At 72.0% G+C, this 22,110-nt stretch carries 14 protein-coding genes; 13 read left to right on the top strand and 1 reads right to left on the bottom strand.

The annotated features are described in order from the left end of the window. Positions 1–9: 9 nt before the first annotated feature. From ACFZAM_RS03730 to ACFZAM_RS03670, 13 genes are all read left to right on the top strand, one after another. Positions 10–930 carry an IclR family transcriptional regulator gene (locus ACFZAM_RS03730; protein WP_355335815.1) on the top strand — a complete coding sequence of 307 codons (921 nt, stop codon included), beginning with the start codon at positions 10–12 and terminating at the stop codon, positions 928–930. A 104-nt stretch (positions 931–1,034) separates the two neighbouring features. Then, positions 1,035–2,045, top strand: coding sequence for a serine hydrolase (locus ACFZAM_RS03725; RefSeq protein ID WP_391043532.1), 1,011 nt, complete (start codon positions 1,035–1,037; stop codon positions 2,043–2,045). A gap of 121 nt (positions 2,046–2,166) precedes the next feature. Beyond that, complete coding sequence (locus ACFZAM_RS03720) at positions 2,167–2,682, top strand: hypothetical protein (RefSeq protein WP_391042411.1); 516 nt, start codon at positions 2,167–2,169, stop codon at positions 2,680–2,682. 99 nt (positions 2,683–2,781) lie between these two features. Continuing rightward, a complete protein-coding gene (locus ACFZAM_RS03715; RefSeq protein ID WP_391043530.1) occupies positions 2,782–3,351 on the top strand; it encodes a SigE family RNA polymerase sigma factor in 570 nt (189 codons plus the stop codon). Continuing rightward, positions 3,348–3,851, top strand: coding sequence for a PASTA domain-containing protein (locus tag ACFZAM_RS03710; protein WP_355335804.1), 504 nt, complete (start codon positions 3,348–3,350; stop codon positions 3,849–3,851). Before ACFZAM_RS03715 ends, ACFZAM_RS03710 begins: the two co-directional genes overlap by 4 nt. 236 nt (positions 3,852–4,087) lie before the next feature. After that, entirely contained in the window at positions 4,088–8,677 is a 4,590-nt protein-coding gene (locus ACFZAM_RS03705; protein ID WP_391042408.1) for a DUF6531 domain-containing protein, read from the top strand. Positions 8,678–8,690: 13 nt separating this feature from the next. Continuing rightward, positions 8,691–9,038 (top strand): hypothetical protein, encoded by a 348-nt coding sequence (locus tag ACFZAM_RS03700; RefSeq protein WP_355336448.1) that lies wholly within the window; start codon positions 8,691–8,693, stop codon positions 9,036–9,038. Between the two features lie 462 nt (positions 9,039–9,500). After that, a complete protein-coding gene (locus ACFZAM_RS03695) occupies positions 9,501–11,300 on the top strand; it encodes a choice-of-anchor P family protein (RefSeq protein WP_391042406.1) in 1,800 nt (599 codons plus the stop codon). A 193-nt stretch (positions 11,301–11,493) separates the two neighbouring features. After that, positions 11,494–12,138, top strand: a complete 645-nt coding sequence (locus tag ACFZAM_RS03690; RefSeq protein ID WP_391042404.1) for a dihydrofolate reductase family protein — start codon at positions 11,494–11,496, stop codon at positions 12,136–12,138. Positions 12,139–12,261: 123 nt separating this feature from the next. Beyond that, a complete protein-coding gene (locus ACFZAM_RS03685) occupies positions 12,262–12,633 on the top strand; it encodes a sortase-dependent protein (protein WP_355336451.1) in 372 nt (123 codons plus the stop codon). A gap of 56 nt (positions 12,634–12,689) precedes the next feature. Beyond that, complete coding sequence (locus ACFZAM_RS03680; RefSeq protein ID WP_391042402.1) at positions 12,690–13,376, top strand: class F sortase; 687 nt, start codon at positions 12,690–12,692, stop codon at positions 13,374–13,376. A 245-nt stretch (positions 13,377–13,621) separates the two neighbouring features. Continuing rightward, a complete protein-coding gene (locus tag ACFZAM_RS03675) occupies positions 13,622–14,113 on the top strand; it encodes a sigma-70 family RNA polymerase sigma factor (protein ID WP_391042400.1) in 492 nt (163 codons plus the stop codon). Then, positions 14,097–14,588, top strand: coding sequence for a hypothetical protein (locus tag ACFZAM_RS03670; protein ID WP_391042398.1), 492 nt, complete (start codon positions 14,097–14,099; stop codon positions 14,586–14,588). The genes ACFZAM_RS03675 and ACFZAM_RS03670 overlap by 17 nt, the downstream gene beginning before the upstream one ends. A gap of 98 nt (positions 14,589–14,686) precedes the next feature. Here ACFZAM_RS03670 and ACFZAM_RS03665 read toward each other — a convergent pair whose 3' ends face one another. Next, positions 14,687–21,664, bottom strand: coding sequence for a glycoside hydrolase domain-containing protein (locus tag ACFZAM_RS03665; RefSeq protein WP_391042396.1), 6,978 nt, complete (start codon positions 21,662–21,664; stop codon positions 14,687–14,689). Between the last annotated feature and the right edge of the window lie 446 nt (positions 21,665–22,110).

Below are 22,110 nucleotides of genomic sequence, written 5' to 3'. Positions count from 1 at the left end.
CTAAGCGACATGTCGAAAGCGGTCAACACCCGAGCCAGCGAGCAAGAGCCCGCGAAGGGTCCCGTCGACAAGGCGATGGAGGTGCTCGAAGCGCTCGTACAGACCGGTGGCCCGCACCGGTTGGGCGATCTCGCACGACGCACAGGACTGACCAAACCGACCGTCCACCGCCATCTGAGAACGCTGGCCGAGTACGGCTTCGCCCAGCCCGCCGAGGGCGGCAGCTACCGCGCCGGACCCCGGCTGCTCGGGCTCGCCGCCGCCGCGCTGCACGACAGCCGCGACCTCGCGCTCGCCCGCCCGGTCCTGGCCGACCTGCGGCGGCGCACCGGACTGCTCGCGCAGTACGCCGTACGCCACGGCGACGAGGCCGTCCTGCTGGCGGAGTCCGAGCCCGCCAGCGAGTACCGGATGAGCGGGCGGCCGGGCGGCCGGGTCCCGCTGCACAGCAGCGGGGTGGGGCTCGCGATGCTCTCCGCGCTGCCGCCGCACGAGACGGCGGCGCTGCTGGACGCCGGACCGCTGGCCGCGCGCACCCCGCGCACCCTCACCGAGGCCGCGGAGCTGCGCGCGCTGCTGCGGGACGCGGCGAGCACCGGTTACGCCGTGGACGACGAGTACGACGAGCCGGACGTACGGTCGGTGGCCGCGCCGGTCCTCGACGGCGAGGGGCGGGTGGTGGGCGCGATCGGCGTGCGCGGCCTGACCTTCACGCTGGACGAGCGGAGTGTGGAGATGTTCGGTCCGATGGTGCGGGCGGCGGCGCGGACGGTGTCGGGGGGGCTGGGCGGTGTGGGCGGCCCGGGTCGCGTGGGCGGCTCGGGCGGTGTGTCGGGCAGGGGCCCGGTCGGCGCGGCGGGAGGCATCTTGGGCAGCGTGCCCGCGACGCCGTTTCTTGTGGTGGACACCGAGGCGGGTGAGCTGGCGTGAGCGGGGTCGGGGACGAGTTCGGGGGCGGGGCTGACGCCGGAGTCGGGAGCGGGGCTGGGGTCGGGAGCGCGCTCGGGGCTGGCGTCGGGAGCGCGCTCGGGGAGATCGTCGCCGCCGGGCGTACGCGCCGCGCGTACTCGGGCGCCGCCTGGTCCGTCGGTACGGCGGCGGGTCCGCTGGACCGCGGCTGGACCGGCACCCGCGCCTGGGACGGACCCGCCCTCAACGGCGACGAATTGTGGGACCTGGCGTCGGTGACGAAACCCGTCGTCGGCCTCGCCGTGATGGCCCTGGTCGACCGCGGCGCGCTGGACCTCGCGGGCACCGTCGGACGGTATCTTCCGGCCTACCGGGGCGGCGACAAGGCGGATCTCACCGTACGGCAACTGCTCACGCACACCTCGGGGTTGCCGGGCCAGGTCCAGCTCTTCCGCGAACACCCCACGGGCGAGGCCCTGTTGGAGGCGCTGCGCCTCCTGCCGCCGCGCTCGGCGCCCGACACCCGGGTCGAGTACTCCTCCCAGGGCTTCATCCTGCTCGGCCTCATCGCCGAGAGCGCGGCGGGCGAACCGCTGGACGCACTCGTGGACCAACTGGTCTGCGCGCCGCTCGGGTTGAAGGACACCGGCTTCAACCCGGACGAGGCGGGCCGCGCGCGGGCCGTCGCCACCGAGGACTGCCCCTGGCGCGGACGCGTGGTGGCGGGCGAGGTGCACGACGAGAACGCCGTGGTCATGGGCGGAGTCGGCGGCCACGCCGGGCTGTTCGCCCCTCTCGCGGACGTGGAACGGCTCGGCCGGTCGCTCGCGGGCGGCGCGCGCGAACTGCTGCGCCCCGAGACCTTCGCCGAGATGACGGCCCCCCACACCGACCACCTCGCCCTGCGCCGCGGCCTCGCCTGGCAGGGCCAGGACCCGGTCGGCTCCCCCGTAGGCCCCTCCCCCGGCCCCGACTCCTTCGGCCACACCGGCTTCACCGGCACCAGCCTCTGGATCGACCCCGCCACCGCCCGCTACGCCGTCCTCCTCACCAACCGCGTCCACCCCTCCCGCACCGCCGACGGCATCACCGCCGTCCGCCACGCCTTCCACACGGCGGCGGCCACTGTGGAGTGACGGGCCGTCAACTCCCCGTACGACAGGCGCGATACGGACGGCGGCGCGTTACGGACGGCCAACGAGTCCGGTCCCGGCGTCCTCTGGCGCCGCCGTCACGCGATGGCCCAAGGTGGCCCGCATGGACTGGTTGCCACTGCTCTCCACCCTGGCCGGCGCCGCGATCGGCATCGTCGCCACCCTCATAGCCGACCGGAACCGCTGGAGGCGCGAGGACGACAAAGAAGCCCTCCGGCTGCGGCTGGACATCTACACGCAGTACACCAGCACCGTGAAAGTGCTCGGCGAGACCCTGCGGGCCCTGGCCGGACGGGACCACTCCTCCGACGACGCACGGGCGTTCGCGCTGCGCGAAGCCTTCCGGGAGTCAGGCATCGCCACCGCCTCGGAACGCATGTGGCTCATCGCACCCGAACCCGTCGTCAAAGCCTCCAACAACGTCTTCCACTGCCTGCGCCGCATCTGCGACGGCTACGCCGCCGGCACCGCCCTCGGCAGCACCGAAGACCGCGCCCGCTGGGAAGCACGCGGCAAAGCCGCCGCCGACATGCGCAAACTCATGCGCGAGGACCTCCGCGTCGGCCCCCTCACCGAACGCCACACGAGCACCCTCGACGCCGGCACCCCCACCACGTAGGACCCACACGCCTGTGATCCAGGTCACACCGGGGCCGTGCAGCAGACGGGGCCGCTTCCACGTCAAGGAGGGGTGACAGGAAGGGAGGAGCGTGTGGATCTGGAACTGGCAACCGAGCGGATACCGCGTACGGAACTGAGCGGGCCCGAGCCGGTGGAGAACGACTTCCACGCCTTCGTCGTCGCCCGGTCGGCCGTACTGTTCCACGGCGCGCTCGTCTTGACGGGAGACCGGCAGACGGCGGAGGACCTGGTCCAGGAGACTCTGGAACGGGCGTGCCGCAAGTGGCGCACCATCGCCGCCAAGGACTCCCCGGACGCGTACGTACGGCGGATCATGGTGAATCTGGCCAACGACAGATGGCGCAGATTCCGCCGTACGGTCCCGTATCAGGACGGCGTCGACAGGGCCGCTCCGGGGGACCAGTACGGACAGGTGGACACCCGGGACCAGTTGGTCCGCGCTCTTCAGGGTCTGCCGATGCGCATGCGGACGGTCGTGGTGCTGCGGTATTTCCACGACCTGTCGGACGCCCAGATCGCGGCCGATCTGGGGATCTCGGTGAGCACCGTACGGTCCCAGCTCACTCGCGGAATCGACAAGCTCAGAGGCCGGTTCCCCGCGCCCTCCGCCCCTTCGCCGCCGCAGCCCACGGAAGGAACACGATGACGTCACACGGTTCGCGGCCTTCCGGCTGCACGGGTTACACACCCTTCGAGCAGGAACTGGTGAACTCCATGAACGACTTCGTCAACGGCGCAGAGGCGCCGCACTTCGACACCGCGGCCATCGCGCGCGGGGCCCGTCGCAAGCGGGCCACGGCCATCGCCGGTATCGCCACCGCCCTCGTCGTGGCCGGCACCGGCACCGCCCTGGCCATCGGCACCACCGGCGGCTCGCACGACTCGCGGCCCGCCGCCCACACGTCCGCCACGACCGACAAGAACCGCACCACCGTGCAGTACGGCGAGATCCCCATCCAACTGGCGGGCTTCACGCTCGACTTGGCCAGGCCCGTCCTGGTGGACAAGGCCCAGCTCAAGATCGGCCGGGTCATCAAGACGGCCTCCCCCGGCTGCAAGCCGGGCACCGTCATCGCCGTCTCCCCGCACGCCCCGACCGTCGTCCACAAGGGCGACACCGTCAATCTGACCCTCTGCGCGGGGTGACCTGACAGATCGTCACAGGGGTGGTGGCCCCGCCGATACCGGGGCCACCACCCCTGCCCCATGCTACGGAGCGACCGGCTCGGGCCGGGGCGCCGGGAACTATGAGTTGCCCGTGGGACGTCGGAGTGAGCAGGGGCGTCTTTCGAGGGCTGTGGGCCGTTGGAAGGATGGGGGCGTTCGCCGAAGCCGACGATGGGGGTGCTGGCGGGGTGACGGGGCGTCCGACGGATTGGGATGTGCTGGATCTGGACCGGGATCCGGTGCCGGGTGATCCGTTCGAGGTGAAGGAACTCGCGCGGAAGCTGGGGGATTTCGCTGATGATGTCGCCTCGGCGCTGCGGTCGGTGCGGGGTCTGAGCGGTGACTCCGTGGTGCAGGAGTGGGCGGGGCTGTCGGGTGACGCGTACCGGCAGCAGTTCGGGGACCTTCCCGGTGAGCTGGACAAGCTGGAGCGGTCCTACCGCCTCGCGTCCGGGGCCCTGGACGACTACTGGCCGAAGCTGGAGACCGCGCAGGGTGACGCGGACCGGGCGCTGGCCCAGGGGCGCACCGCCCGCCAGGAACTGGACACCGCGCAAAGCCAGTTGACGAACGCCGATGCGTGGGTGAAGCGGGCGCAGGACAAGTCGAAGTCCTACCAGGAGGACCCGAAGCCGGACGTGCCGCCGCCGTCAGCGGAGGAGGTCCGGGCGGCGGCCCGTAATGCCACGGACGCTAACAGCGCCCACACCACCGCCTCCACCGCCGTCCACAGCGCGCAGGCGAAGCTGGACGCGGCCAAGCAGCTCGCGGCCGACGCGGCCCAGCTCAGGGACGACGCCGCCTCCACCGCCCAGCACGCGCTGCATGAGGCGTCGGATGCGGGGATCAGGAACAAGCACTGGTGGGAGAAGGCGGTCGACTGGGTCGCGGACCACTGGGACGACATCATCGCGGTCTGCAAGGTCATCGTCGCGGTCCTGGGCATCGTCGTCCTGATCATCGGCGGCCCCCTGGCCTGGCTGGTCCTGGCCGCCGCCGTCCTGGTCCTGGCCGACACCGTCATGAAATACCTCAAAGGCAAAGCCAGCCTCTGGGACGTCCTGTTCGCGGCCCTGGACTGCATCCCGATGTTCAAGGGCCTCACCACCGCCGGCGGCCTGTTGAAGATGGCCCGCGAACTCCCCGCCCTCCTCAAATCAGGCAAGGCCCTGGAGAACATCGCCAACAGCATCCGCAAAGGCGCGGAAGCGATACGGGACGCCGGCCGCACCATCAAGGGCCTGTTCACCTCGGGCGACCCCATCGACATGGCCACCGGTGAGATGGTCATGTCCGCCACCGACGTGCATCTGCCCGGCATCCTCCCGCTGTTGCTGGAGCGCGCCCATCGCACCGGGTTCCGCGGCGGCCGGTGGTTCGGGCCGACCTGGGCGTCCACGCTGGACCAGCGGCTGGTCCTGGACGACCAGGGCGTGCGGTTCACCACCGCCGACGGCATGGTCCTGCACTACCCGGTACCTGAGCCCGGCCACCCACTGCTCCCCGTCGAGGGCCCGCGCTGGCCCCTGACCTGGGACGGCACCCCCGGCAGCACCATGACCGTCGCCCAGCCCGACACCGGTCGAACCCTGCGCTTCCGCGCGCAGCCGCGCGGGGGGCTGGCCCTGGCGGAGATCACCGACCGCAATGCCAACAGGATCGTGATCACGTACGACGACCTCGGCGCCCCCGTCGACGTCACCCACAGCGGCGGCTACCGCGTCGCCGTCAGCACCGCGGACGGCCGGATCACCGCCCTCCACCTGGCTTCCGCCGATGACCGGCCCGCCCTGTGCGCGTTCGGCTACACCGACGGCCACCTCACCGCCGTCACCGACTCCTCCGGCGTACCCCTGACCTTCGGCTACGACGACCGGGGCCGCATCACCCGCTGGCAGGACCGCAACGACACCTGGTACACGTACGCCTACGACGACCGGGGCCGCTGCGTCCGCACCGGGGGAACCGACGGCGTCCTCGCCTACAGCTATGTCTACGACAGCGCGCCGGGGACGACGGTGGCCACCGATTCGGTCGGCGCCACGACGACCTACGAGTTCAACGTCGCTCGCCAACTGATCCGGCAGACCGATCACTTCGGGCACAGCACGACATCGGCGTGGGACCGCTACGACCGGCTGCTGAGCCGTACGGATCCGCTGGGACGCACGACGCGCTACACGTACGACGGCCTGGGCCACTGCACCGGCATCACCTATCCGGACGGCGCCGTCGCACGGATCGAGTACGACGGCCTCGGATTTCCCGTACGGGCCGTCGATCCGGACGGGGCGCGGGTCGGCCAGCGGTTCGACGCGCACGGGAATCTGCTGGACACCACGGACGCGGCCGGTGCGACGACCGCGTACACGTACGACGACCGCGGCGCGCTCACGTCGGTCACCGACGCTCTCGGCGCGACCCGGCGCATACGGACCGACGCGACCGGGCTGCCCGTGGCGGTCGTGGACCCCGACGGCGGGGAATCCGCGTACGTCCGTGACGCCTTCGGCCGTGTCGCGGAGGTCACCGATCACACGGGACAGTCCGTCAGGACCGGCTGGTCGTCCGAGGGCCGGCCGCTGTGGCGGAGGCGGCCGGACGGTTCGGCGGAGGAGTGGGAGTACGACGCCGAGGGCGACCTTGTCGCCTACCGCGATCCGGCGGGCGGTGTGCACCGCTTCACGATGACGCACTTCGGTCTCCCGGCCGAGCGGACCGCACCCGACGGATCACGTCTGCGCTACACCTACGACACCGAGCTGCGGCTGACCGAGGTGCGCGACGAGGACGGCCTGACCTGGTCGTACACCTACGACGCCGTGGGCAACCTGGTCAGTGAGACCGACTTCAACGGGCGTACGCGCACGCACCGTTACGACGCCGCGCGGCAGCTCATCGGCAGTGTCGACGCCTACGGGGGGACGACCGGCTACGAGCGGGACTCGGGCGGACGAGTGACCAGGATGGTCACGCCCGACGGCGACGCGGTCTTCGCCTACTCGGCCACCGGTCGCATGCTGCGCGCCGAAAACGCCTCCGCCGTCGTGGAGTTCACCTACGACGAGGGCGGTCGGCTCGTCGCCGAGAGCTGCGACGGGCTGGTCATGACCAGCCGCTACGACGCGATGGGACGCCGGATCGGCCGCCGGACTCCCTCGGGTGTCGAGAGTGCGTGGACCTACGACGAGGGCAACCGACCGGTGGGCCTGCGGATGGGTGACCAGTCGCTCCAGTTCACCTACGACCGCGACGGCCGGGAGACCGAGCGGCGGTTGGGGCAGGCGGCCCGGCTGCGGCAGAGCTGGGACCCGGTCGGCCGTCTGACGGTCCAGTCCCTTGTGGACGAGGCGAGCGGGCGCCCGGTCCAGGAGCGCAGGTACCGCTACCGGCCCGACGGATATCCGACGGAGATCGCCGAACTCGTCGGCGGCACGCACCGGTTCACGCTCGATGCCGCCGGGCGGATCACTGACGTCGACACCGGTGATCCCCGCGGTGCCGGGCCGGACGACCGGCGTCCGCCGCTTCCTGAGGTGTCGGGATCGCGGGTGCTGCGTTCCGGCCGCGTCCGCTACACGTACGACGAGCGGGGCCGCGTCGCCGTCAAGACCCGGATGCTGCTGTCCGGCGGTCGGCTGCGCTGGACCTTCGGGTGGGACGCGGAGGACCGGCTCCGGTCGGTCACCAACCCGGACGGCAGTGTCGCCGCGTACGCCTACGACGCGCTGGGACGCCGTACGTCCAAGAAGCTGGTGACGGCGGACGGCAGTGCGGCCGGGGAAGTCCGGTTCGCCTGGGACGGAGAGGTCCTCGCGGAGCAGGTGCGCGTCCCGGCCGCGGCGGCGGACACCGTGGTCACCGGGTCCCAGGAAGCGGTCACCACCTGGGAGTGCCTGCTGGGAGAGGGCCCGCGCGCGGTCGCGCAGGTGCACAGCAGGCGTACGGCCGAGGCGGTGGCGGACCTGCCGCAGGAAGAGATCGACCGCCGGTTCCTCGCCGTCATCACGGACCTGGCCGGTGCTCCCACCGAACTCGTCGGTCCTGAAGGCGCCGTCGCCTGGCGGCGACGCGGTCATCCGTGGCTGCCGGAGACCACGCGGACGGCGGAAGAGGAAACCGCGGCTGCCGCGTCGGAGACGGCCGCCGGGGACCCGGTCGACTGCCCGCTGCGCAGTCCGGGCCGCTACCACGACCCCGAGACCGGCCTCGACTACAACTACCACCGCTACTTCGACCCCGAGACCGGACGCTACCTGAGCCCCGATCCGCTCGGTCTGGCTCCGGGGCCCGACGACTACGCCGATGTCATCAACCCCACGGTCCTGGCCGATCCGCTCGGCCTCTCACCCTGTTCCTCGTTGATCAACGTGTTCCGGGGCCCGTCGCAGGGCCTTCCCGGCGGCCAGCTCGGTACGCCCATCAGCATCCGGCAGTTGCGCATGGCGCTGGGCAAGGCGGACATGTCCGTGAGCCACTACGACATCGTGCACGTTCCCGAGATCCACACGCCGACCGGACTCGGTTTCGGCAACAGCCCGCACCTGGTGTCCGGCACGCCCCAACTCGGGCCCCGGGGGCTGCCGTTGATCCAGATCTCCGACCTGGGTCTGCGCAGCATGGACGAGGGCGTCGCCACCGTCTTCCACGAGATCTACCACCATCAGCAGTTCCGGCTGTCGCTCAATTCGAAGCCGCTGTGGGGCGAGACCGTCGCGCCCAGTCATATCTGGGGCGGCACGGAGGACGCGGCGGAGGAATACGGCCAACGTATGCTGTCGCTGTTCAAGTCCAGGACAGGCTGACGAGGGGCGAGCGGTGCGGGAATTCGATGCGGAGCAGGTCCAGCAGCTACTGGCCGGCCCGAGATTCGTCGATGAACCCGGTGAGCGCGCCTGCCCGGCATGCGGAGCCGTCGCGGTGCGGACGTACGTCTACCGGCGGGTGGGACCCCACCGCACCGTACGCATCACCTACATGTGGTGCGCGTCCTGTCGGCGCCACAAGGGATGGACGGGCCCCGACGCCGGGCCGAGCTTCGATGACCCGCTCCTCCAACTCCCCGAAGCGGCGCGCGACATCCTCCTGAAGGACTTGGAATCGCTCTTCGCCAAGCTCGACGCGCTCTGGGATGCCGGAGACCTGCCCCAGCACTTCGGCGACTGACCGCTCGCGGAACACGGGGCCGGGCGTTGGAGAGGCCGATCCACGGGGCGACCGGCGTCGGCCGGTGCCGGGCGGCGGCCCGGTCCCGCCGCGTTGGTCCGCGCTGACCGAACGTGTCGCGCGGTCGGCCGGGTGGTATCCGGGACGCGCGGTGCCGGTCGGGCGGATTGGCGGAGGTGCCGCCCCCGCCTGTGCCGTCCGGCGGACCGCGTGATCGCCGGGAAACGGCTCGGCAAACCTCCCGAATCGGTCGGCCGGGCACAGACCGGGGGCTTGCGGCAGTACGCACCGGCTTGTGCGGCGTACGGGACCTCGTGTGCATCAAGCGGGGCGGCGCGCGCCGATGTGCGCAGGGGCGGGGGGCGGGGAGGGTGACCGCAGACGCGCAACGCGTCGGCACGGCGGGCCTGTTGACGAGCGATCGGACGGCGCACCGGCGTGCCCGTACGAAGGAGATTGTCGATGAGAGGCTTCGGCCTGGCAGATACCGGTATCGACGGAAGACGGCGCGGCGAAGGGAGCGGCGGGGCCAGTGGCCGGGCGGACCGGCGGTGGCGCAGGCGGGTGGCCACGGCGCTGTTAGGGGTGACCGTGCTGGCCACGGGATCGCTGGTCGCGGGCGGCCCGGCGCAGGCGAACACGCCCGGTCAGCCCGGTACGCCGAGCGCGCCGACGAGCGTGTTCACGGAGGACTTCGAGAACGGTCAGGGCCCGGCGGTGACGACGCTGCCGGACTACACGGGCGCGGCGCCGCTGGCGGAGACGTACACCGCCGATCCGGCGTGGCTGACCTCCTGCAACGGTCTGCTCGTCTCGCAGCAGGGCCCCGCGAGTCCCCCGCCGGGCGTCAACTGCGGCGGCTTCTGGAACGCGAACAAGCAGATGGCCGTCGCGCTGGGCACGTGGGCGGGCGGCAACGCGTCCACCAACCACTCGCTCACCGCCTACACCTCGGGCGATCCGGGCGCCGGGCGCACCGAGTTGGAGACCGTACGGCCTATCCCGCTGAGCGCGAACCACCGGTTCCTGACCTTCTCGGTGGACGCGGCGGCCCAGAACTGCTTCGCCAGCCACCCCCTGCTCGCCTTCTACCTGCTCGACGGCGGCACCGCGCGCGCCGCGTTCACCTCCCCCATCGACCCGTGCCAGAACCCCGGTTCGGTGATCGGCGGCACCTCGGTGGGTACGTACGCCAGCAACGGCTCGGTGCTGTTCAGCGGCGACTCGGCCGGTATCCGGCTGGTCAACGAGCAGGCCAGCGGCAACGGCAACGACGGCGCGATCGACAACGTCCGTCTGCTGGACGCCACTCCGCAGCTCGACCAGGGCTTCGCACCGGCGCACCTGCCCGTGGGCGCGCCCACCACCCTGACCTTCACCGTCACCAACACCAGTGAGCTGGCCGCCAAGAGCGGCTGGTCCTTCGGCGCCCAACTCCCCGACGGGCTGCGGCTGGACGGCAGCAGCGCGACCACCGACTGCGGTACGGGAACGGCCACCGCGAACGCGGCGGACGGCACGGTGACCGTGAGCGGTGACCTCGCCGCCGGTCAGCAGTCCTGCACCGCCACCGTCAAGCTCACCTCCAACGACGGTGGCACGTACCAGATCTGCGGCTCGTCGATCACCGCCCCGGTCGGCGTCGACCTGCCGGGCTGCGCCTCGGTGACCTTCACCGCGCCCGTCTTCGACGCCCGCGCGCACGGCGTACGGCTCACCTCGCCGCTGCTCGACATCGGCCCGCTGGCACCGTCCGCCCACTCCTGCACGCCGCTGCCCGGCAGCGACAGCCACTCCGTGGTGAGCGCCGGGCTCGGCACCGTCGGCAACCTCGGTGTCCTGACCACCGACGCCTCGGGGACCGTCGACACCGACGGGACCCGTACGGCCGCGGCCCACGCCCAGACCACCGGCGTCAATCTCCTCGGCGGCCTGATCACCGCCGACCTCGTCGGCACCTCGGCCCGGGCACGGCAGTCCCTCACCGACACCGGGCCGGGACCGGTCTCCTCGACCGGCTCGACCGTCCTGACCAACCTCCGCGTCGCCGGTGTCACCGTCGCCGCCAACGCCGCGCCCAACACCACCATCGCCCTGCCGCTCGTCGGCTCCCTCGTCATCAACCAGCAGACGACCGTCGCCGGAGGCAAGGGCATCACCGTCACCGCCCTCTCCCTGACCCTCCTCACCGGCGTCCACGTCACGATCGCCCAGAGCACCGCCGCCCTCCTCACCTCCACCGACCCCTGCCCCGCCACCTGACCCAACCCGACCCGACCCACCCGCCCTGCCCGGGGCCGCGCGGACACCCCCGGGCAGGGCGGCTCCACGCCGAGAGAAGGCCCCCGGACCGGACCCGGTCAGCCGGCAGCGGCCCGAATCCGGGCGATGAGTTCGGGGGGGTGGTGGGGGTCTACCTCTTGGACGGGGAAAAGACACCGATCGGGAGTACGTCATGGGTCTCATTCACATCGAGCTGTTCACGACGCTGGACCTGGTGGGGCAGGCGCCCGGGGGGCCGGAGGAGGATCCGGAGGGGTTCTCGTACGGGGGGTGGCAGGTGCCGATGCTGGACGAGGTGGCCGGGGCGCAGGTGGACGCGGCGTACGAGGGGACGGACGCGCTGCTGCTCGGGCGGCGGACGTACGACATCTTCGCCGGGTACTGGCCGCATCAGAAGGACGGGGACAACGGGGGGTTCGCCACGCTCTTCAACAGCGTGCCGAAGTACGTGGCCTCGCGGGGTACGCCCGATCTGTCGTGGGCGGGGTCGACGCACCTGGGGCCGGGTCTGGTGGCGGCGGTGCGCGAGGTGCGGGAGCGGCACGAGCACATCAAGGTGGTCGGGAGCCTGAACCTGGTGCAGACGCTGCTGCGCGAGAAGCTGTTCGACCGGCTGGACCTCTGGGTGCACCCGATCATGCTGGGCGTCGGGAAGAAGGTGTTCGACGGCGGCGCGGTCCCCACGAACGTCACCCTGCTCGCACCGCCCGTGGCCAGCCCGAAGGGCACCGTGCACCTGCGGTACGCGCGCGCCGACGGCGTCCCCGGTACCGGCGACATGAGCGCGGTCGACCGCGACGCCGGGCAGGGCGCCTGAAGCACCGTTCGGCGGCTTTGCCAGCTCTTTACAATCCGTTCCGCCCGCGTCTCGTCTTTTCAGTCGATCCGCACCTCAGCCCGCGCGTGACCGCGCGGGCGGGCCGACGAAAGAGAGCGATTCATGCGCCGAACTGTTCTGAGCGCCGTGGCACTCGCGTGCACTGCCGTGCTGGCGAGCGGTGTGCCCGCGTTCGCCGACGGGGCGTCCCCGACCCCCACCCCGACCAGCGTGAAGACGCAGTCGGCCGCGCCGTCGACCGGGCCTTCGGACGCCACCTCGTCCGCGCGGCCCTCCGCGTCCCCCGCGCCGACCAAGGCGACGTCGGGCCAGGTCCCCGCGGTGCCGAAGGGAGCGCCGAACACCGGTGAGGCGCCGGTGGCCTCGCACGGCGGAAACGACGGCGGCCTGATCGGCGGAGGCGCGGCCGCGGTGCTCGCGCTCGGCGGCGGGGCGGTCCTCCTCGTACGCCGCCGGCGGGCGACCGGGGCGTGACCTCCGGCCGCACGGGCGACCGGAGCGCGGGCGACCACGGTGAGGGATTCCGAGACGTGAGCGACCGCGGCGCGGGCGACCGGACCGCGGGCTTCCGACTCACCGGCCCCCGGCGCGCCTTCGTCACCGCGGTGACGGCCGCCCTCCTGCTCACCGGCTGCGGCGGCCATCAAGCCGCGGGCCACGCAGCGGGTGACGCCTCGGGTGACACCTCGCGCCGTACCGCCGTGACCGAACGTCCCACCGGCGCACCGCCCTCTTCGCGGCCCGCCGCGAAGTCGGTACGCGCGCTGGCGCGTTCGGTCCCGGTGCGGCTGGAGGTCCCGGCCATCGGGGTCAACACCCCGGTCATGGAACTGGGGTTGGCCCCGGACGGCACCGTGGAGGTCCCGCCGATCACGGCGCACGACCGCGCGGGCTGGTACCGGGGCTCACCGACACCGGGTCAGACCGGCCCCTCGGTGATCCTCGCCCACGTCACGGTCGGCGCGTACGGGGACGGGGTCTTCCGTCACCTCGCGCGGCTGCGCGCGGGCGACCGGATCGTGGCACGCCTGAAGAACGGCGAGGCGGCGCGATTCGCCGTCACCGACGTCCGTACGGTCGCCAAGTCGGACTTCCCGACGGACGCGGTCTACGGCGACGTGAACCGTCCCGAGCTGCGGCTCATCACGTGCGGCGGCCCGCGCGAAGGCACCGGCTACCGCGACAACGTCATCGTCTTCGCCTCGCTGATCCCGTAGCGGGCGCGTCACGACGAACCACAGCCAAGGCGGTCTCCTGACGCCTTCCCCGAGTCCCGGGCCGCCGCCGATCCCCGTACGTCGGCGGCCCGGGACCCTCCCCGAGCGACCGCACAGGACCGCGAGGAACCATAAGAAAACATAAGGAACCGTAAGAAACCAAAAAGACCGCGAGAGTCGGCGACGACCCGCACGACCCGCACGAAGTCCGCGACAGCACCACCCTGCCCCCGACATGGAGAGCGTTGAAACGGTCCCGCGAGAAGGCAGCGTCCGAGCTGTTCGCCGCCTTCTACCCGCGCCTCGCCGGCTGGTGCCGCCGCCTGGTCGACGACGACGAGACGGCCCACGAGATCGCCTCGGAGGCGTTCACCCGGCTCTGGGCGCGCTGGACGGCGGTGGCCGAGCCGCGCGGCTTCCTGTACGTCACCGCGACCAATCTCGTACGGGATCATTGGCGCAAGCTGGAGCGCGAGCGCAGGGCCGTACGCCGGGCCACCGTGGAAGCCGCGGTACGGCCGCCGGCCGAGCAGACCGACCCGTCGCTGCGCATGCTGGTGCAGTCGCTGCCGGAACGCCTGCGCGTGCCGATCCTGCTGCACTACTACGCCGACCTCCCGATCCGGGAGATAGCCCTGCTCACCGGCCGCAAGGAGGGGACGGTCATGTCCGACCTCCACACCGCCAGGGAACTGCTGCGCGCCCACTTGAGGAGAAGCCTTGATCACACAGTCTGACGACGGTCAGGACTTTGACCCCGAGGACCCGCTGACGGTCATCCTGCGGCCCGCCCCCGACCATCTCGGGCTGCCGCCCGGCCGGTACGAGAAGATCCGCCGGGGCGCGGCCCGCCGCCGCCTGCTCCGGATCGCCGTCGGGGCCGGCCTGTCCGGTGCCGTCGCCGTCCTCGTCGCGCTGCCGCTGCGCATGGCGGGACCGCAGTCGCCCGCCGCGCCCGCGATCCCGCTCGGCACGCCGCCCGCGAGCGGCCCCGCGGCCAGGCCCGCCGCCACCACCCCGACGCCGCGCCCCGCGCCGACCGACGCCCCCGCCACAGCGAAGACCCGGCCCACGGCCCAGGCCCCGTCCCCGAGCGCCGCCACGCGGACCGGACCGCCCTCCAAATCCGCCTCCCCCTCGCCCACTCCGACCCCCACCACGGCCCGCCCGACGGACCGTTCCTCGGACGGTCCCGCCACCTCGAACCGGTAGGCCGCGCAGGGGTGTTGCGCCCGCGAGCCGCGCAACACACCGCGGGGCCCGGCCAGGATGCGGTCGGGCCCCGCGGGGCTAGGCGGATCGGGACGCGGTCAGTGCCCGTTGCCCCGCGCGGACCGGTGGAAGGCGACGGTGTAGGTACGGGTCACCGAGCCGTTGGGTGAGGTCAGGGTGACGGTGCGGGTGGTGGAGCGCGGCGCGGTCGAGGAGACGACCGCGCTTCCGTCGGTGACCTTGACCCGGGTGCCGGGCTGGGCCGGGACGGCGGTGACGGCCGGGACCTTGCCGTTGGCGGGGAGGTCGACGACATACGTGGAGACCTCGGGGTCGAAGCCGTCGACGGCGACTCCCCCGACCTTGAGGGCACTCGCGTCGGCGACGCTCGCCTTCGTGGCGTCGGCGTGGTTGGTGACGGTGACCGAGCCGTCGTGGTTGACCACGACGCGCGCGGCCATCGCGGCGGCCAGATTGATCCGCTCCCAGCTCGGTGCGCCGTCCGCCGTGAGGTCGAGCGGGTAGCCCGAGTCGGTGGCGGTCTGCTGGAGGATCTGGGTGCGCTGCCCGGCGGTGAGGTCGGGGAACGCGGTGACCAGCAGGGCCGCCGCGTCGGCCGGCGCCGTGAGGGGCTGACCGGCCTTGCCCGTACGGGAGAAGCCGTAGGTCAGGCGCTGCGTGTAGACGTCGATGTCCTGCGCCGTGGTGAGGCCGCCGTAGGAGTCGCCCGCGCAGGCGGCGAGCGTGTCGCCGTATCCCCGCTTCTCGCACTGTGCGAGCAGCACGTTCTCGATCTCGGTGTGGGCCTGTGTGAGCAGTTGCGCGAAGTCGGGGTCGGCCCACCGGTGGGCCACGGTGGCCTGTCCGGTGATGCGCCCGCCCATGACGTCGAGCGGGTAGTGGAAGCCGAGGATGACCCGGTTGTCGCCGTACTCCGAGGTGCGGGCGAGGATCGACGGCGCCAACTCCGGCAGGAGCGTGGCCAGTACGGTCCCGGCCTCGTATCCGCCGTACGTGTGACCGCTCGGGTACGAGCCGCTGGTGGCGAGGCCGCTGTACGAGCCGTCCTGCGACTCGTAGACGTCCCCGCCGTCGCCGACGAAGCCGAGCCGGACGTACGGGCGCAGGTAGCCGTAGTGGTCCTTGGCCGCGTCGTGGGTGTCGAGACCCTGGGTGACCCGGCCGAACAGGGCGTTGGTCTTGGGCAGTTGGCCGCCGCTCAGCGCGTCGCTGTAGATCGCGCCGAGCCGGGACCCGAGGCCGTCCGCCAGGGTGACGGTGGCGCTGTGCGTCGCGTCGACCTCGGCCCTGTCCACCTCCTTCTGCGTGGCCGCGTTGTTGACGCGCACCGCGATCTCGTCGTTCTCCGCGGTGAGCGACGCGCCCTTCGCGACCTTGGAGTTGGCGCCGAGGACGCTGGAGGGGAGGTGGTCGAAACCGCTGAGGAGATTGGTGAAGTAGTCGGAACCGTCGCCGGTCGCGGGCCACTTGTCCGACGCGTAGCTCGCCTTCAGCGTCTCGTCGGGGAACGGGGACGGGGTGTACGCCGGGGCCGCCGCGTCCTGAGCGGCGGCCGGGTCGTCCGAGGTCCCGGCCAGCGTCACCGCGGTGACGGTCGCCGAGTGGGCCTTGGCCTTGGCCGCCGAATTGCCCGCCGAAATGCCCTCCTCCTTGCCCTCGGACTTGCCCGCCGTCGTGCCCGCCGTCGTGCCCGCCGCCTTGCCCTCGGACTTGCCCGCCGCCCTGCCCTCCGTGTTGCCCTCGGACTTGGCCGCCGAATTGCCCGAGACCGTGAGCAGCGCCGTGCCGGTCGTGGCGGGAAGGTGCGCGGTGGAACCGTCGTCGAGGGTCACGGTGTAGCCGATGACCGGGAATCCGCCGTCTCCGGCCGCCCGCCAGGTCACCCGGACGTGGCTGCCGTCCGTGGTCACCCCCGTCACGTGGGGCTTCTGCGGCTTGCCGCCGCCGGTCACCACGGGCGCGGTGGCGGCGCTCTGCCGCGAGGCGCCGACGGCGTTCAGCGCCTGGACGCGCGCGGTGTACGAGCGGCCCGCGGGCAGCGAGGTGAACACCGTGCCGCGGCTGTTCGGGTCGCGGATCTCGACCTGGTGGCCGTCGCCGAGGCTGATCCGGTAGCCGGTGACGGGCGAGCCGCCGGTGTCCTGCGGCGCGGCCCAGGCGACGGTCACACTCACGCCGGACGAGGTCGCCGACACCGCGCCGGGCGCGGCCGGAACGGTCTTGGGCTTCGTCCTGAGCGCGGACATCGCGCGGTCGAGGGCCTGGTAGCGCGCGGTGAGCGTCGTGTCCGTCGCCTTGTCGTCCGCGACGGCCGCCTTGGCCGCGGCGAGCGCGGTGGTGAACGCCTTCCACGACGCGTCCGTGTAGCGCGCGTTGTCGAGGGCCGACGCCGTGCCGACCAGGTTCTCAAGTCGCAGCCGGGGCAGCGGAATCAGCTGGTCGGCGGCGAGGGTGAGACTGCGGGTCTGCGTGTCGACTTCGAGCTGGGCCACGTCGTCGGCGGCCAACAGAGCTTGCGTGGAGGCGAGTTCACGCCGGAACACGCCGAAGTCGATCGTGTCGTAGCGCGCCGCGTCACCGGACAGTCCCGCGTACCGGTCGATCGCCTCGCGCAGCGCGGTCTTGTCCGTCGCGGTGGGCGTGTCGACATGACTGAAGGTGATCCGGCCCAGATTCGCGACGTACGGGTGCGAGGAGTCCGGCGTCGTCAGCAGCCGCAGGTGGACGGTGTGGGTGCCCGTGACCGGCGTGGGCAGCGTCAGGCTCGTCGTGCCTCCCGACGACCACGCGCTTCCGGTGACCGGCAGCGGGACGGTCGCGTACGGCGTCCCCGGATCGGCCGCGTCGAAGGAGTCCAGGTAGAGCTGGACGGCGGAACCGGTGCCGCAGCGCGCGGAGTTGTTGACGTAGGTGAAGGTGACGGTGTTCTTCGGGGCGGACCCGAAGTCGACGGCGCCGTAGCCGGCCCAGGCACCGTTGTACGTACCGCCGAGGTCGGTGGTGGAGCCGGAACCGGTCCAGCCGACCGGCTCGCTCTTGAGGCCGCCGCCGCTGTTGGAGTCGAACGCGGTCGCGTCGAAGCCCACCGGGGCGTCGGCGGTGCGCGTCAGGGTCAGCGAGTAGACGTTGGCCACGTACGGCTGCGAGGACGACTGGGTGCTGGAGACGAAGTCGGCGTACACGTCCTGGACGCCGGTGAAGACCGCCGGGTCGAGCTGGACGGTCGCGGTGGCGAGGGTTCCCCAGCCGGAGCCGGTGTAGTCGAGCGGGATGTCGACGGCCTTCTCGCCGTCCTTCGAGCCGAGGTGCAGTTCGAGGTGCGAGTCGGACGCGGCGCGCGACTGCGGCTTGTCGTAGCTGACGGTGACGGTGTCGGCGCCGTCCTTGAGGTCGGTGGCCTTCCACTGGGCCCACGCGCCGTTCGTGGTGTTCTCGAAGATGCCGTTGCCGAGACTGAGCGGCAGCGAACCGCCGCCGGTCGTCGTGCTGTTGGCCGCCGTCAGCGTGGCGAGCGTGGTCGAGGGCGACGAGGAGACCGCATCGGGCGAGAACTGGTACCAGTCGAAGTTCGACACCCACTGCTGGCCGGACGGCGCGTGGAAGACGAACGTCGCACCGGACGCGGCCAGCAGCGCGTCCGGGTCGGTGACGGCCGCCCGCACGGTGGTGTAGGTCTGCCAACTGCCCGTGCCGGGCAGGGAGACGGTGGCGACGACGGGACCGTCCGCGGCGCCCGCGTGCACGTCCACGCTGCTCGGCTTCGCGCTCGTGGCCTGCGAGTTGGCGTAGCGGACCGCGACGCTGCGCGGGGCGACCCCGCCGAAGTCCAGCTTGTTGTACCGCTCCCAGGCGCCCTCGGTGACCCCGCCGAGGTCGCCGTCGGAGTAGTACGCCTCCTTCACGAGGCTGGGGCCCTCCATCTGGTCGGGGGCCTCGGCCTGGAGTACGGCGTAGCCGCCCTCGTCGATGGTGAGCGCGTCGGCGGCCGAACGCAGCGCGTCCTGCGCCGCCATGAGCGTGCCCGTCCTGGCGGCGGTGTCCGCGAGGACGGTCCGCGCGCGCTCCAGCGCCGAACGGAACAGCGTCCAGGAGCCGTCGGAGTAGTTGCCGCCGCGCACCAGGGACGCCTGGTCGACGAGCGCGCTGAGCGAGGCGCGGTACACCGCGGCGGCGGAGACGGTCAGCGGGTCGGTCGCCGAGATGCCCGTGCCGCTCACCGTGGAGGCGCGCACGCCGTGGGCGAAGGCCGCGTCGCGGAAGGTGATGCCGTAGCGCGCGTCGACCTTCGTGGCGCCGGTGAGCGACAGCGTCGCCGTACGCGAGCCGGTCACGCGGAGGTCGGCCGTGACACCGCCGGGCAGGCCGGTCACGCTCGCCGCGCCGGACTTGGTGAGGCTGGTGCCGCTGCGGGCGGCGAAGGACGCGGGTCCCGACAGGGTGAGCTTCACGCTGCCGTGGACGGTGCCGTCGGCGGCGGTGGCGACGGTGTCCGGGCGGGCGGACATGACGGTGCCTGTGCTGCCCGTTCCTGTGCCGCCGTGGCCGGTGTCGGTGTCCAGCGAATACGCGGGCTTGGTGTCGACGCCCCACCGGGAGGGCTTGGCGCCCATGGTGAAGTCGAGGGTCCCGCCGGCGATGATCCGCGAGTAGTCCAGCCAAGTGTCGCCGAAACGCTTGCCGTTGAGGGTCGCGCTCTGCACGTAGTAGTTGGTCGGCGAGACGCCGCCGGCCTTCACCGTGAAGCGCGAGCCGTTGGCGTACGTGATCGTCGTGGAGTCGAAGAACGGGCTGCCGATCTGGAACTGGCTGGAGCCCGCGGTCACCGGGAACAGGCCGAGGGCCGCCGCGACGAACATGGTCGACATGGTGCCCGCGTCGTTGTCCATGGTCGGCAGGAAGCCGTTCGGGGCGAGCTTGTAGACCTGCGTCTTGACCGGCGGGGTGAACTCGCCGCCGCCGCTGGGGGCTTCGTTGGTGGAGCCCGTCGCGATGTACCGGTTCCAGGTCGAGCCGGTGTAGATGGCGCGCACCCACTTCTGCGTCAGGCTGGGCTCGCCGACGTAGTTGAAGAGGTACGGGGCCTGGAGGTCGATCTCGTTCGCGTTGGAGTGCAGCATGGTCGAGCCGTTGTCGAGGGCGGAGTCCTCGCCGAACATGTGGTCGACGGCGGCCTTTCCGGCCTTGGCGCCGCCCATGGCCTTGATGAGGCCGCCCATGTCGTAGGCGTCGTACCAGTGGTACTGCCAGAGCGTGCCCTGGTAGAGACCGGCCGCCTCGAACTTCTCGTAGTCGGCGCTCTGCCAGTCGCCGCCGGACGCGCGCGGCGTCAGCAGACCGACCTTGGTGCCGTCACCGGCCGTCCAGGCACCGGACTTCACCAGGTTGTCGATCGCCATCGTCGACTGCGTGCGCAGCTTGGCGGCGTCCGCGTCCTTGCCGAGCGCGCCCGCGATGACGGACAACGCCCACTGGTCGTAACCGCGTTGGACCGTCGTACCGGGATCACCGGTGACGTATCCCTGGCGCAACTGCGCGCCCGTGTAGAACCCCGAGTACGACAGCAGCGCCGGATACGCCTCGTCCAGCCGGTCGAAGTTCTTGTAGCCCTTCGACAGCGCGTCGGCGATCACCACCGCCGAGCGCTCCCACCGCACGGTCGGCACCGAGTGGGTGAGGCTGCCGAGGCTCTTGCCCGAGGCGTGCGCGTCGGCGAAGAGCACGATGAGCGACTGCACCAGGTCCCGGTACGTGGCCGGGTCGATGTACGCCTCGACCGAGTACTTCCTGAAGTCGTCCCAGGTGGACCAGCCGTCGTAGTACGTGAAGCCGTTCGCGGTGTGCACCGCGCCGTCCGCGCCGCGGTAGGTCCCGCTGGTGCTGGTGGCGTTCACCGGCAGCCCGTACATCCGGTACAGGTGCGTGTAGAACTCCTTGGTGAGCGTCGACCCGGGGTCGGACGTCGCGGAGGCGCTGACGGCGACCGCGCCGAGCGTGCTGTTCCACTCCGCCTTCGTCCGTGCGCGCGCCTGGTCGAAGGTGAGGCCGCCGACCTCGTTGCGCTGGTCGGTCACGGCCTGGTCCGCGCTGATCGGCGAGAGCGTGACGCGCAGTTCGACGTCGCGCCCGTCCGCCGTGTCGAATCCGAGGACCGCTCCGGCGTCGGAGCCGTCCCGCGTGGTCGCGTCGCCCAGCGTGCCGTCGTTGCCCCAGCTCTTCAGCGAGGTCACCGGGACATTGGTCGTGGCGGCGTAATAGAGCTGGTACGAGGCGCCGTTGAACGAACCCGCGATGAGGCCGGTGATCGAGGTCGTCCCGTTCGGGAGCGTCGTCGCCTTCATCGTCGTGCGGGTGCGGCTGGTGAAGTTGTTCGCGAGGTCGAGGACGAGTTGGGGCTCGGCGCCGTCCGGGAAGCTGTAGCGCTCCAGGGCCGTACGCGTCGTCGCCGTCATCTCGGCCTTGACGGTCCCGGCGTCCCGCGTCACCGCCGAGGCGGTCCCGGAGACCGACCCGAGCCCCACCTGGTAGTAACCGGGCGTCGCCGTCTCGTCGTTGTGGCTGTACGGGTGCGCGTACGTGCTGGGCGCCGGGCGCTTGTCGTAGCGCACGGACGTCGGGACGACCAGCAGGTCACCGCCGCCGCCCGAGCCGCCGACGCCGTCGAGATTCGTCGCGGTGAACCCGGCGATGCGGCTCTCGTTGTAGTCGTACCCGGTGTGGTTGCGGCCCGGTGTGGTCAGCGGGTTGACCTTGGCGAGGCTGTGCGGCGCCTCGGCGCCCGGCAGGTCGTTGCCGTCGTCACCCGCGGTGGAGACGAAGGGGTCGACGAGCTTGGTGTAGTCGGTGCCGCTCGACGCACCGGACGTGCCGGACGTGTGGGACGTGTTGGACGCTTTGGCCGAGGGTGCCGCCGTGGCCGTACCGGCGCCCGCCAGCGCGGCGAAGGCGAGCGACCCGGTGAGCAGCGCCGCGACCGTGGCGCGCAGGCGGCCGTGGTGCCCGCGGGCGGCTCCCGGTGGCGTCACGCGCGGCGTCGGGGCGTGGGATCTGATGGGCATGTGGCCTCTCCGGAGTCGCGGAACGCACGCACGACCCCGGGACGACAACGTTGTCAACCCAACACTGGAGCGTGCAGAGTGAGATGGCGGTGGACACGCCGGAGTATTCCCGCAAGCGCCCACGGACGTCCACCATCAGACACGGGAAAGGCGTACGGGGGACGAACGGAATCCGCACAGAAGGTGCGCTCCGGGCGCACGGGCCGGGGCGTGGGCGCGACTCATGCGGCCGGTGGCCCGTCGGCCGGAGCGGACCGGCCCCATGACCGGCCGACACCAAGGGGTGTGGGACGGGAGTTGGAGGGGAGCCGTGAGGGGAGTCGGACCGGGCGCCACATCTCCGGTGGATAACGACTCGGTGAGAACCGGCCGGGCACCACATCCATCCGGCCGGGTGGCGCGTCTCACCTTCGAGCCGCACACTCTCGTGTGACCGCGCCGCAGGG

The organism is Streptomyces sp. NPDC008079 (assembly GCF_042957385.1).
GTDB lineage: Bacteria > Actinomycetota > Actinomycetes > Streptomycetales > Streptomycetaceae > Actinacidiphila.
This window is presented reverse-complemented; position numbering and strand designations above follow the sequence as displayed.